We start from the raw sequence: 13,899 nt of genomic DNA, 5'->3' as shown, positions 1-13,899 counted from the left end.
GCACATCAACAAGATCAAAGTAATCCAAAGTACCTTCAGGAAGAAGAAGGCGATAACCATTTAACTCCATAATCAATTAATTTGCAGGCAAAGATAAAAAATTATAATTTTATCCCCTCAGGTTTTTACATTGATCCGTTTTCACTTCTTTGCCATCGAAATGGCAAAACTTTGCCTTACCTTTGGCAGGCTTTTGCCACTTCGATGGCAAGGTCTTGCCAAAGGCATGGCAAAGAATAAAAAAAGCCCTGCATAAGCAGGGCTTTAAATTTAAATTATAAATTATAGGAAGTAGGTAATCAACATTTTATATTCAATTCATCCAAAATCTTACGCATAGCTTCGAAAGTAGTAATTCTGGTAGGTACTAATGGTAGGCGAAGCTTATTCTCAATCATTCCCATTACGTTCAGCATTGCTTTTACACCGGCAGGATTGCCATCAACAAATAGCAGTTTAAATAATTCAGCAAACTTATGATGGATTGTTAGTGCATTGGCATAATCACCTTGCAATGCCAGACGTACCATACGACTAAATTCACGTGGAAATGCATTTCCAATGACCGATATGATACCAACGGCTCCCAAGGTAATCAAAGGGAAGGTAATGCCATCATCTCCCGAAATAACGTCAAAATTGGCAGGTTTATTTTTAATGATATCATCCATTTGGGTAATATCACCTGAAGCTTCCTTGATAGCAATTACATTTTTGAAATCGTGTGCTATGCGCAAAGTCGTTTCTGCTTTCATGTTAACACCTGTACGGCCAGGAACATTATAAAGTACAATAGGCAGTGGTGTAGCTTCTGAAATAGCTTTATAGTGTTGATAAATACCTTCTTGTGATGGCTTATTGTAATAAGGTACAACAGAAAGAATAGCATCTACTCCGGTGAAATCGTCATTTTTCAGTGTTTCCACGATAGCGCGTGTATTATTGCCACCCACTCCAAGCAGGATAGGTATTCTTCCGTTCACACGTTCGATGACCATTTTCTTGATTTTCATCTTTTCTTCTTCCGTTAATGTCGGAGTTTCAGCAGTGGTGCCTAGAACACACAGAAAATCAGTATTGTTTTGTAGTTGATAATCTACTAAACGCATTAATGCATCGTAATCAACGCTTTCATCCTCTTTAAATGGAGTAATTAGCGCTACCCCCATTCCTTTCAATCTTGTCTGTATCATGAGTATTATAAAGTAATCTCTTATTAAATGACTCGCAAAAGTACGAATTTTTTCGATTTAGCCTACAAATATAAGCTATAAAAAAGCTTTTTGTAGAAATTTGTTAGGATATCAGCTCTAAAAACTCATCTTCGCTCATTATCTTTACTCCTAATTTCTCTGCTTTTTCTAGTTTGGCAGGTCCCATATTATCTCCAGCCAAAATGAAACTGGTCTTGGCAGAAATACTTCCTACATTTTTGCCTCCATTTTTTTCAATCAGATCTTTGTACTCATCTCTTGAGTGATGGGTAAATACTCCGCTGATAACAATAGACTGCCCTGCGAGTTTATCAGTATAATCGCTTCGATCTTCTTCTTTGCGGAATAGTTGTAAACCGGCAACTTTCAAGCGATTAACCAAATTGCAATTTGCTGGGTTAGAGAAGTATAATATAATGCTTTGCGCTATTTTTTCGCCGATTTCATCGATGTTTTTCAGCTTTTCTAGATCTGCGTTTTTCAGTTCTTCAATGTCTGCAAATGATTTGGCTATTTTCTTGGCTACGGTTTCCCCCACAAAACGAATGCCTAATGCGAACAGTACTCTTTCAAAAGGAACTTCTATACTTGCGGCAATTCCATTTATGATATTTTCAGCAGATTTTTCTCCCATTCTATCCAGTCCTTTGATATCATCAGTTTTGAGCAGATATAAATCTGCTGTATCTTTTATCAGTCCTAAGCGGAAGAACATATCTACGGTTTCCGGTCCCAAGCCATCTATATTCATAGCTTTGCGACTAATGAAATGTTCTATTTTACCTTTTATTTGCGGGGGACAAGCAGTTTCATTGGGGCAATAGTGAGCCGCTTCACCCTCATAACGTATGAGTTTACTACCGCATTCGGGACAATGTGCGATGAACTTTACTTTTTCACCTAGCAACATGCTTCGGGCATCTATATCAACTCCTGTAATTTTGGGTATTATTTCTCCACCTTTTTCTACATATACCATGTCTCCGATATGTAAATCCAACCCCTCTATAATATCTGCATTGTGTAAAGAAGCTCTTTTTACTATTGTACCGGAAAGTTGTACCGGATCAAGGTTTGCTACAGGGGTTACGGCACCCGTACGCCCTACCTGATAGGTCACTTTGTTTAAACGAGTTAAAGCACGTTCTGCTTGGAATTTATATGCTATAGCCCAGCGGGGAGATTTTGCGGTGAAACCGAGATTTTTTTGCTGCCTTAAGCTATTGACTTTTAAAACGATGCCATCAGTTGCTACCGGCATATTTTTGCGTTCAGTATCCCAATAGTTGATAAAATCAAATACTTCATTCAAACTATGAGCTTTTCTCATATGTTCAGATATCTTAAATCCCCAGCTAGCAGCCATTTGCAGGTTTTCGTAATGTCCATCACAGGGTAAATCTTCTCCTAATAGATAATACAGGTAAGCATCAAGTTTGCGAGAAGCTACAATTGCGGGATTTTGCAATTTCAAAGTACCTGATGCAGCATTGCGCGGATTTGCAAATAAAGGTTCTTCGCGAGCTTCTTTTTCACGGTTTAACTCTTCAAACACTTCCCAAGGCATTAGAATTTCTCCTCTTATTTCAAATGATTTGGGGTAATCGCCATGAAGTACCAAGGGGATAGAACGGATTGTTTTAACATTATCGGTTACATCGTCTCCTTTTTCTCCATCTCCACGGGTAACGGCACGCACTAATTTTCCATCTTCATAAGTTAATGAGATAGAAGTACCATCGTATTTTAGTTCGCAACAGATTTCAAAGTCTTCATTCAACGCTTTATTTACACGCTCGTAGAAATCTGTTACTTCGCTTTCAGAGTATGTATTGCCGAGCGAAAGCATCGGATATTTATGCGATACTTGCGTAAAATTCTTGTTTATATCACTTCCTACACGCATCGTAGGTGAATTATCATCTTGAAATTCAGGATGTTCTCTTTCCAAATCCTGTAATTCACGCATCTTGTCATCAAACTCTTTATCAGATGTTTGAGGGGTATTCAGCACATAGTAATTGTAATTATGCTGATGTAATTCAGCTCTGAGTTGCTCTATTTTTTCTTTTACGGTCATATGGTTTCGGATTGTTTGAACACAAAAATACAGGTTTCTCCCCGAATATTTGTATTTTTGCAGAAAATTAAAGTTTATATGCGCATTGACATTATAACAGTTTTGCCGGAGATGATTGAAGGGTTCTTCAATTGTTCCATTATGAAACGTGCTCAGAATAAAGGGCTTGCAGAAATACATCTGCATAACCTTCGTGATTATACAGAAGACAAGTATCGCCGTGTGGACGATTATCCTTTTGGAGGATTTGCTGGAATGGTTATGAAGATAGAGCCTATTGAATGTTGTATCAACGCCTTGAAAGCTGAACGCGATTATGATGAAGTGATTTTCACTACACCTGATGGTGAACAGTTTAATCAACCCATGGCAAATACATTATCTCTTGCCCAAAATCTCATTATTCTCTGTGGGCATTTCAAAGGCATCGATTATCGTATTCGCGAACATTTTATAACTAAGGAAATCAGTATTGGCGATTACGTACTAACAGGTGGTGAACTGGCTGCTGCTGTAATGGCAGATGCTATTGTACGCATTATACCAGGTGTTATTTCTGATGAACAGTCTGCACTTTCCGATTCTTTTCAAGATAACTTATTAGCTGCTCCTGTTTATACGCGACCTGCTGAGTACAAAGGTTGGAAAGTTCCAGATATTTTACTTTCTGGTCATGAAGCTAAAATTAAGGAATGGGAACTACAACAATCTTTGGAAAGAACCCGTAGATTACGTCCGGATTTGCTAGATGAGTAAGATTACTAATGTAAATAAAAAGAAAAAGGACATTCACAATTGAATGTCCTTTTTTATGAATATGAATAGCGAATGGCAATTCATTGTTATTCATTATACCTCAAGCGCACCAATTATTTCCTTTACAGACTTGTATCCGTGTCTGTCGAGATAATCATTAATACCTTCTTCTACCTTTATGGTTATTTCTGGATCAATGAAGTTAGCAGTACCAATTTGGATAGCAGTAGCCCCTGCGAGCATGAATTCTACTGCATCTTTCCAATTCATGATTCCGCCTAAACCTATGACGGGTATTTTTACCGCTTTAGCTACTTGCCATACCATGCGTAGTGCTATGGGTTTTACAGCTGCACCGGACATACCGCCTGTTATAGTAGATAGTATAGGGCGTCTGCGCTCTGCATCAATAGCCATTCCTAACAGCGTATTGATAAGGGAAACACTGTCTGCTCCGCCATTTTCAGCAGCACAAGCCATTTCTGCAATATTAGTAACGTTGGGTGAGAGTTTTACGATAAGTGTCTTTTTGTAAACTGAGCGAACTGCTTTAGTCACTTCTTCCACACCTTCAGTTGTGACACCAAAAGCCATTCCACCTTGCTTTACATTAGGGCAAGAAATGTTTAACTCAATAGCAGGAATTTTGTCAAGTTCATTAATAATTGCTGCTGTTTCAACATAATCTTCGATAGCAGAACCCGAAACGTTTACAATCATGTGGGTTTGAATATCCTTGATACGGGGATATATATGTTCAACAAAGTAATGAACACCCTTATTTTGCAGACCTACAGCGTTTAACATACCTGCTGGAGTTTCTGCCATACGAGGATAAGGGTTACCTTCACGTTTGTGAAGAGTGGTTCCCTTTACAATTATACCACCTATTCGCGATATATCAATGAAATCAGCAAACTCTTCACCATATCCAAATGTTCCGGAAGCTGTCATTACCGGATTCTTCATTTGTAATTCGCCAATATTTACATTTAAATCTGCCATAATAGTTTGTTTATATTAAAAATCGGACCTTCTTTACATACACATAGATGTCCCTCTGTAGTATTTTCTACACAGCATAAGCAGGCACCAATGCCACATGCCATTGTGTTTTCCAATGATACTTCACAATTTATACCTTTACTTTTGGCATATTTAGCTACGGCTACCATCATCGGTTTTGGACCGCAAGTATATATTTGTTCAAACTCCACCTTGTTTAATATGGAATGTTGTGTTACATATCCTTTTTCTCCATAGCTACCATCTTCAGTAGTAGTATATACATTACCATAAGTCTTAAACTGATCTAGTTGAAGCAAGTCTTTATTGCTTCTGGCACCTAATAAGAAAGTAGGTTTACATCCCTTTTTAGCCAATTGCTCACCTAAATACAACATTGGTGCCGTACCTACACCTCCGCCCACTAATAGAAGCCTGTCTGAAGGCTTTTCAGGCATAGAAAAGGAATTTCCCAGCGGAAGTACCACATTAATAATATCGTTTGCTTTAGCTTCTCCTAAACGCTTAGTGCCATCACCTATAAGCTGGATTAAAAACCATATTTCATTATGTAGTCTATTTACATAGTTAATTGAAATGGGGCGGCGTAAGAAGGTAGAAGGCGAACCATCTACACGGATCTCTGCAAATTGTCCTGGTAGCATTTCCGGAAGCGGAGACGGAGAAGTCAGTTTCAGCAATACATAGTTTGCATGCAGACGGACGTTCTCGGTCACAGTCAGATCTAAAATATATTTTTTCATATTATCTATAAAAGAGGTATTATCTTTTCGGGTACAAAGATAGTGGAAACTTCTTATTTTTCAGGCCTGAATGTTTCGTAAGTATTATCATCAAAGAAAATTCTTATTTCGGTTATTTTCCTTGAAGGTCTTTCTTTATAGATAATCTCTTGTTTTACAATCTCTTTAGTAGCTATTTTAGGAGATTCTAGTGCAATTTCCTTGCGATTTTCAATTTCTTTCGATCTATCGGACAGATTTTCGGGATTGTCAGCGAATAGAGGATAATCAAATCCGCTATTGTCTTTGCTTTCATTGTTGCTGTTACTCATTTCACCTTCGCCGGTAAGTAGCCATTCCAAGTTTATATCATTATACCGTTTGTGTAATCGGAGGATTACTTCAGTACTTGGATATTTATTACGGGGGCCTAAGATGTGGGAAATAGTAGCTTGTGCTACGTCTATACTTTCAGCGAAAGCTCCAGCCGTTAACTTTTCCCTGTCCATTATCATTTTAAATCTATCCTTGATGCTCATGACTTGAATGTTATTACAATTGTACTTCTCTAGAAATGCATCACAAAAGTAAAAAATGAAAATCACAAATGCAAATTATAATTGTAAAATATGTAATTTTACCTTTGTAATTAGTATATTTCAATTGTTATTAGTACAAAAGTAATGATAAGATTACGACACTAATATGATATATAGTTTTAGTGCATTAAAAATGCGTATATGATTGATATATATAATTATATGTTTATGTTTTATGAAGACAAAATAGCCTTTACAATTGTTTTTATATCATTTTGGACTAGTATTAATCAATCGATTTATTTATATAGTATATATATCAGATTTACAGTGTATTATTATTTAAAATACAACAAGTTAAGATGATGCATACACAAACGTAATGTGTATATATTTAGTGCTAATTATATGTGTATTACACTTGTAATAGATCGGACTTGGTTACTATTGTTATATTTCAAATATATATAATTACATTAGTGATATGATTAAGTTTACATTAATGAATATATATAGTTGTAATATATAACTATTATCTAAATTAGTATATGCCTATTGTTGATTATATGCCCTCTGTATAATAAAAAAGATCTGACATGAATGTAGAATTTGAGACTTTTTTATAGACTTCTATTCTATGTTGTCAAATCTGAGCTTTATTTCCGTAGAATGGATCAGTTGATTGAAAATAAACGATTCTCAGAGCTTGAAAAATGATGTATAATTCTGTATTTCAGTAGTATACGTGCTGTTTTTATGTTGGAGGGATTAGCTGAAATAGAAAAAAGGGGGATAAATCCCCCTAAATATGACAAAATGATATGAAATAAATATGTTTTTAGTGCAAAATCTTAAAGACCAATTCCCGGAGAATGTCTCCGTCATTTAAAGAAGAATTGCCAACTCCTTTTGATTTAGCATCTGCATAACGAATTTCTCCGATGATTTGCATGGTCTTTACTCCACTGTACCGACGCATGGCACTTAGATATTCTCGAGACTGCCATGGACTTTTCAGACCTATGAAGGTAGCAAGTCCTTGCTCTGACTTTTCGGGTGCATAATAGGCTAACATTAAATTGGAAAAGAAGCCAAAAAGTAAAGATAAAGTCATCTGAATAGGATTTGTTTTGGGATTTTCTTCAAAATATTTTATTATCTTATTAGCCTTTAAAATATCTTTTTCTACTATGGCTCCACGGAGTTCAAAATTATTATAATCTTTGCTGATACCAATGTTACGTTCTATCTGTTCAGGGGTAACTCGTGTCTGACCTTTTGGAAGTGTTATTATCAGCTTTTCCAGCTCTCCGGTAAGGCGACTGAGATCAGTACCGACGAAATCTGCGAGCATGGAAGTAGCTTTGGGTTCAAGATCTATACCCTTGCGTTTCATATAAGATGTGATAAATGCCGGAAGCTGGGCATCTTTCACTTTTTTAGATTCGAATAGAAAGCCTATTTTTTCAATTTCAGCGGCTAGCTTTTTTCTTCTATCCAATACTCCGTGCTTATGGCAGATAACTAGAATCGTTGAATTTAGTGGCTTTTGCAGGTAGTATGATAACTCATCCATATTGCGGATGGATTGTGCTTCTTTAACTACGACGACTTGATATTCAGACATCATAGGATATCGTTTAGCTGCATTAATTACAGTGGCTATATCTACATCAGCACCATATACAACAGTTAGGTTAAATTCTTTTTCAGTATCAGTCAAGATATTGTCTGTGATATAGTCTGCAATAAGATCGATGTAATACGGTTCTTCACCCATCAGGTAATAGATGGGACGATACTGCTTGGCTCTTAACTCTTTTAATATGTCGTCATAAGTTATTTCCTGTTTTGCCATATAAAAAATATCTATAGTTCTGATTATCAATTATAAATGTAAACGATTACCAGTCGAATTTTAGGTGTTTTACGGTTTTTTTCTCGTCAATAATCATGCGGAGGGATGCAATACCTATTTCAACATGCTCCGTTACGTAGTTTTGGGTAACTATGCTGTCGCTCTTATCCGTTTTTACTCCTTCAGGAATCATGGGTTGATCAGAGACTAATAAGAGAGCACCTGTGGGGATATGATTGGCAAAACCGCAGCTAAATATGGTTGCAGTTTCCATATCGACTGCCATAGCGCGCGTTTTCTTCAAATAATCCTTGAAAGCTTCATCGTGTTCCCATATACGGCGGTTGGTGGTATAAACAGTACCGGTCCAGTAGTCGCGAGCATAGTCACGAATGGCAGATGAGACGGCACGTTGCAACATAAATGCCGGAAGTGAAGGAACTTCGGGTGGAAAATAGTCGTTGGAAGTACCTTCGCCACGGATAGCGGCTATTGGAAGGATAAGATCCCCTATTCTATTTTTCTTGTCAATGCCGCCACACTTACCTAGAAACAGGCATGCTTTGGGGTGAATAGCACTCAGTAAATCCATGATAATGGCAGCATTAGGACTTCCCATACCGAAGTTGATGATGGTCATGCCTTCTGCAGTGGCAGATATCATATTGGCATCTTTACCTAAAATGGGAACATTGAATTTTTCTGCGAATATTTCTACGTATCTGTTGAAGTTGGTCAACAAAATGTACTCTCCAAAATCCTCCAGGTTACGTTTTGTGTAACGGGGCAGCCAATTAGCTACGATTTCTTCTTTTGTTTTCATAAGATTTCATTAAATTTGTGTTCCCAAAAGCAGGGAGCCATTATTTAACTTACAAATGTAGTAAATGTTATCGTTAAACCTACCAGCATTCGATGCTAAAATTGACACTAGGAACGGAAAAAATGTTATTTTTGATGTGATACGTCGTCGATATGTCGCCTTAACGCCCGAAGAATGGGTACGACAGCACTTCGTTCACTTTCTTCTTGCTCATAAAGGATATCCGCAGGCGTTAATGGCAAACGAGGTGCAGGTACAACTGAATGGCACAAAGAAGCGTTGTGATACTGTGTTATACCGTCGTGACCTTACGGCGCGAATGATTGTAGAATACAAAGCTCCGGAAATAGAAATTACTCAAGCTGTTTTCGACCAGATAACCCGTTATAATATGGTGTTGAAAGTAGATTATTTGGTAGTAAGTAATGGGTTACAACATTATTGTTGTCGCATGAATTATGAACAAAATAGCTATACTTTCTTACGTGAAATACCTGATTATCAACTATTATAATTTAACTTTTCGGATTGAGTTGATGAGGAGTCTATATCGAACTATATTCACTATACGACTGAATGCCATTCAGTCGTATAGTGAAATAGGTTCAGTCGTATAGTGAATGCATCTCTCATTACTTCACTTTCTTCTTACTGAATTTTTCTTGCAGTTTCTGCATAAGTTCATAGAAATTAGGAATGTAGATCGTGGCAAGTAATGTGTTCAATGCCATACCGAATACGACTGCCGCACCAAGGGCAACACGACTACCTGCTCCCGCTCCTGTAGCGAACAGTAAGGGCATTACACCGAAAACGAAAGCCAGTGAGGTCATTAGAATCGGACGTAGACGGATATGCCCTGCCTGGAATGCGGCATCGCGTATAGAATTGCCTTGAGTACGGAAATCGCGTGCAAATTCCACGATAAGAATACCGTTTTTAGCAGAAAGAGCTACTAGTAAGATGATACCGATTTGAGTATAGATACTTACCGGTGTCCCCATGATATAACATCCTATCATAGCACCCAGCAATGCAACTGGAAGGCCAATGACAGCTGCCACAGGGCTGGTCCAGCTTTCATATTGTGCAGCAAGGACAAGGAAGGCAACTAACAATGCCATAATAAATACGATGGTTGTTGTAGAGCCTGCATGTGTTTCCTGATAAGCCACAGAAGTCCATTCATAACCGAATTCATTACCCAGTTGATCATTGATAAGACTCTCCACCTGTTTGATAGCCTCGCCGGAGCTGCTGCCCGGAGCTACATTACAAGTGACAGATGCAGTAGAGTACATATTATATCGGTTTATCTGATCCATACCCAATTGCTCTTCAATACGAGTGAAAGAAGAGAATGGAACCATCTCGCCCGAAGCGTTGGGGACACTTAATTTAAGAACATCGTTGATGATGCGTTGCGAATTGTCGCTCGCCTCCAACTTAACCTGATAAATATGTCCGAATTGAACATAATCATTGACATAAGCCTGCCCCATATAATATCCAAGTGCTGTGAATACACTACTCAAAGGGATACCCATTAATTGTACTTTGTCACGGTCTATATTCAGAAAATATTGTGGAACATTGGCTTGATATTGGCTGCTGACGGACGTTAAGGCCGGATAATTGCGATAATTAGCCATTAGTGTCTCCACAGCCCGTTGCATTTCGGTTGGACCTAAATTATTTCGATCTTCCAATTGCAGTTGTAATCCTCCAGTTGCTCCCAGTCCGGGTATGGCTGGCGGAACCATTGCGAATATTTCTGCTTCCTGAATTCCGTACACTTCCATATTGAAACGTTGTACAATTGCACCGGCGGTATGCTCCTTGCCTTTACGTTCGTCCCAATTCTTCAGTACAACGAAATAAGTGGCCGCATTACTTTGCTCTCCACCTCCCATAATTGAGAATCCCGATATGCCGATATAGTCTTTGACTTCCGGATAAGTGCTGAGAATAGCGTTTATTTGTTTACCTACGGCTTGTGTACGTTCCAAACTAGCGGCAGGCGGTAGTTGTACAACGGCAAGAAAGTAACCGTCGTCTTCTTCCGGCATAAAAGTGGAAGGCCATTTTACGAAGAACAAAACAGCAATCAGCGTAAGTACTGCATAAGAGATTAATGCGGCAAACGGACGTTGCAATAGATATTTTACAACTTTATCATACAATCCCTGTGTCTTATCAAACAAGTGGTTAAAGCCTTTGTATAAGGGGAATTTAGAGGGTTTGGTCGGTTGTAACATCAATGCGCAAAGTGCCGGAGTAAGTGTCAATGAATTGAAACCACTCAACACTGTGCTGGCGGCAATTGTCAAAGCAAATTGCTTGTACAACTGCCCTGAAATACCTCCTACCAACGTTGTAGGAATGAATACTGCCAACAATACCAATACAACTCCAACGATGGGACCCGTAATTTCTCTCATCGCTTCTGAAACAGCTTCGCGAGCAGTATATTGTCCGGTGTCTAATAGTCGGGTAGAATTTTCTACAACTACAATGGCATCATCCACCACAATGGCAACAGCAAGTATCAGTCCGAACAGCGTCAGTGTATTGATTGAGAACCCGAATAATGCCATAACGGCCAATGTACCTATCAATGAAACCGGAATAGTAATACATGGAATAAGGACTGCTCTCCAGTTTTGTAGGAATAGGAAAATAACGAGTACAACGAGTAATGTCGTTTCTAAGAAGGTTACCATAACTTCATCAATAGAAGCATGAATAACATCTGTTGTATCCAGCGTTACGTTATACTGTATGCCTGATGGGAAATTTTGAGCCAAATCCTGCATTTTGGTTTTTACCCCTTTTGATACATCCAATGAATTACTGCCAGGTTGCTGGTAGATAGCAATAGCAGCGGTTGGTTGCCCGTTTAGCTGGGAAACAACGCTGTAAGAGGCAGATCCCAAATCAATATGTGCTACATCACGAAGGCGTAGCACTCTCCCGCCCGATTCGGTGCGCAGAATGATATCACCGAATTCTTCAGGAGATGTAAGGCGTCCTTTTACAGTCAAGCTGTATTGATAAGCATTCTTATTATCAGTACCGATGGGTTGTCCAACGTTTCCGGCACTGACTTCAATATTCTGCGTCTGAATAGCTTGATAGACATCGGTAGGTGATAAATTACGAATACGCATGGCTGCCGGATCGAGCCAAACGCGCATGGAATAATCACCCGCTCCCATTACGTTGACGGCACCTACACCGGGTACACGTGTCAACTGATCTATAAGGTTCAATTTGGCATAATTGCTTAAGTACAGTCCGTCATAATCTTTATTATCAGATTTTAAAGTGAGGAACATAACAATATTGCTGGACTGCTTCTGTACCGTCACTCCTTGTACAACCACAGGAGCAGGCAGTGAACTTTGCGCTATACTGACACGATTTTGTACTTGTACTGTTGCCATATCAATGTCAGTACCCACGGCAAAAGTTATCGTCAGAGAGTAAGCTCCTGAAGAAGAGGAGTTTGAGGACATATAAAGCATACCATCCACTCCGTTTACTTGCTGCTCAATGGGGATACCGACAGTTTGTGCTACAGTTTGCGCATTAGCACCGGGGTACACAGCACTAACTTGTACGGTTGGTGGTGTGATCTCCGGATATTGCGCAATAGGCAGAATACCTAAAGTGACCAATCCCGCTACAACGATGAGCAGCGCCAGAACAGTTGCAAATATGGGACGGTTTATGAAGAACTTTGAGAACATAATCTTTATATTAAATGATTATTATTAATTTTGTACGGGTGAAACCTTCATTCCATCCCTTACTTTTATTAATGCCTTGGTAACATAACGTTCTTGCGGGGATATCCCTTGCTTGATTTGCCGTAAACTATCCCCTATCAGTTGACCTATTTCTATATGGCGATAACGCACTATATTCGAGTCGTTAACGATATATACATATTTCCCTAACTGATCGGTACCAATAGATGCATCAGGTATCAGGATCGCCTGTTTCTCTTTTCCGTAAGGCAAGGTGATACTCACATATAATCCGCTTTTCAGTAATCCTTTAGGATTATCCAGGCGGGCACGAATATTCAAAGTTCCAGTATTCAAATCCACATTAGGCGAAAGATAATCCAATGTAGCAGGATAGCTAAGATTTCCATCTTTTCCAAGGCTTACCGTAACTTGCCGCGGAATGCTATCTCCTTGTTGCATCATCATGGAAAGCCATTGATTATCTGCGACATTAAAATAACTATATAACTGGTTATCTTTATAAATGGTGGCTAAAGTTGCAGGTTGTACGCCTCCATTGACGTATCCTCCCGCATCAATAAGATTACGGCTTACGGTGCCATCAAACGGAGCACGTATTGTACAGTAACTGAGGTCGGTACGTGCTGTATTCAGAGTTGCTTCCGCATTACTCACAGCAGCTTGCGAACTGGCTACGTTCGACTTGGATTGAAGTACTTGTATCTGGCTCACCGCATCAGTTTTTACAGCTTCCTGCATACGCTCATAGTTGTTTTGCGCATATTCCAGGTTAGCCTTGGCCGTCTTGAGTGCGGCTTCCGCTTGAGCTACATTATCTTGATAGACTGTAGGTTCGATCACAAACAATACTTGTCCCTGGCGAACCCGACTTCCCGGTGCATAAGCAATAGTTTGTAGGGTTCCACTGACTCTGCCTACTAAATCAACCGTTTTTTCTGAGCTCAGATAACCCGGATATTCTTTCGTCAACGTAATGTCCTGTACCGATGGGTGGGCAACGCTTATTTCGGGAACAGGCATTGTACGTGCAGCTTCTTTCTTGTCCCCACATCCTGCCAACAATGGAAGGATGAACAGGGCGATGTACATTTGATTCTTCATATAT

11 protein-coding genes are annotated in these 13,899 nt (G+C 39.0%); 2 read left to right on the top strand and 9 right to left on the bottom strand.

Annotated elements, in window-relative coordinates; translation table 11 throughout:
* Positions 1–299: 299 nt before the first annotated feature.
* Together dapA and ligA are read right to left on the bottom strand one after the other, a co-directional pair.
* The gene (gene dapA, locus Q1W14_RS00750; protein ID WP_300698278.1) at positions 300–1,193 is read right to left on the bottom strand and encodes a 4-hydroxy-tetrahydrodipicolinate synthase; all 894 of its coding nucleotides are present in this window, start codon (positions 1,191–1,193) and stop codon (positions 300–302) included.
* A gap of 103 nt (positions 1,194–1,296) precedes the next feature.
* Positions 1,297–3,294 carry an NAD-dependent DNA ligase LigA gene (ligA, locus tag Q1W14_RS00745; protein ID WP_300698276.1) on the bottom strand — a complete coding sequence of 666 codons (1,998 nt, stop codon included), beginning with the start codon at positions 3,292–3,294 and terminating at the stop codon, positions 1,297–1,299.
* A gap of 78 nt (positions 3,295–3,372) precedes the next feature.
* On the opposite strand from ligA, the gene trmD reads away from it, so the two are divergent.
* A complete protein-coding gene (trmD, locus tag Q1W14_RS00740; RefSeq protein ID WP_300698274.1) occupies positions 3,373–4,050 on the top strand; it encodes a tRNA (guanosine(37)-N1)-methyltransferase TrmD in 678 nt (225 codons plus the stop codon).
* 93 nt (positions 4,051–4,143) lie between these two features.
* Here the strand turns inward: trmD and Q1W14_RS00735 are convergent, their stop codons facing one another.
* From Q1W14_RS00735 to Q1W14_RS00715, 5 genes are all read right to left on the bottom strand, one after another.
* A complete protein-coding gene (locus tag Q1W14_RS00735; RefSeq protein WP_300698272.1) occupies positions 4,144–5,055 on the bottom strand; it encodes a dihydroorotate dehydrogenase in 912 nt (303 codons plus the stop codon).
* A complete protein-coding gene (locus Q1W14_RS00730; protein WP_300698270.1) occupies positions 5,043–5,819 on the bottom strand; it encodes a dihydroorotate dehydrogenase electron transfer subunit in 777 nt (258 codons plus the stop codon). The genes Q1W14_RS00735 and Q1W14_RS00730 overlap by 13 nt, the downstream gene beginning before the upstream one ends.
* Positions 5,820–5,872: 53 nt before the next feature.
* Entirely contained in the window at positions 5,873–6,337 is a 465-nt protein-coding gene (locus Q1W14_RS00725) for a helix-turn-helix domain-containing protein (RefSeq protein ID WP_300698268.1), read from the bottom strand.
* An 838-nt stretch (positions 6,338–7,175) separates the two neighbouring features.
* Positions 7,176–8,195, bottom strand: a complete 1,020-nt coding sequence (gene holA, locus Q1W14_RS00720; RefSeq protein WP_300698266.1) for a DNA polymerase III subunit delta — start codon at positions 8,193–8,195, stop codon at positions 7,176–7,178.
* Positions 8,196–8,241: 46 nt separating this feature from the next.
* Positions 8,242–9,018 carry an AMP nucleosidase gene (locus Q1W14_RS00715; protein WP_300698264.1) on the bottom strand — a complete coding sequence of 259 codons (777 nt, stop codon included), beginning with the start codon at positions 9,016–9,018 and terminating at the stop codon, positions 8,242–8,244.
* Positions 9,019–9,082: 64 nt separating this feature from the next.
* On the opposite strand from Q1W14_RS00715, the gene Q1W14_RS00710 reads away from it, so the two are divergent.
* Positions 9,083–9,532 carry a type I restriction enzyme HsdR N-terminal domain-containing protein gene (locus tag Q1W14_RS00710; protein WP_294591493.1) on the top strand — a complete coding sequence of 150 codons (450 nt, stop codon included), beginning with the start codon at positions 9,083–9,085 and terminating at the stop codon, positions 9,530–9,532.
* A gap of 118 nt (positions 9,533–9,650) precedes the next feature.
* Here the strand turns inward: Q1W14_RS00710 and Q1W14_RS00705 are convergent, their stop codons facing one another.
* Complete coding sequence (locus Q1W14_RS00705) at positions 9,651–12,770, bottom strand: efflux RND transporter permease subunit (RefSeq protein WP_300698262.1); 3,120 nt, start codon at positions 12,768–12,770, stop codon at positions 9,651–9,653.
* 24 nt (positions 12,771–12,794) lie between these two features.
* Entirely contained in the window at positions 12,795–13,895 is a 1,101-nt protein-coding gene (locus Q1W14_RS00700) for an efflux RND transporter periplasmic adaptor subunit (RefSeq protein WP_300698260.1), read from the bottom strand.
* Positions 13,896–13,899: the final 4 nt, after the last annotated feature.

The sequence above is a fragment of the Bacteroides sp. genome (assembly GCF_030151085.1).
Lineage (GTDB): Bacteria > Bacteroidota > Bacteroidia > Bacteroidales > Bacteroidaceae > Bacteroides.
The sequence above is the reverse complement of the archived record's forward strand: the minus strand, read 5'-3'. Positions and strand labels throughout refer to the sequence as shown.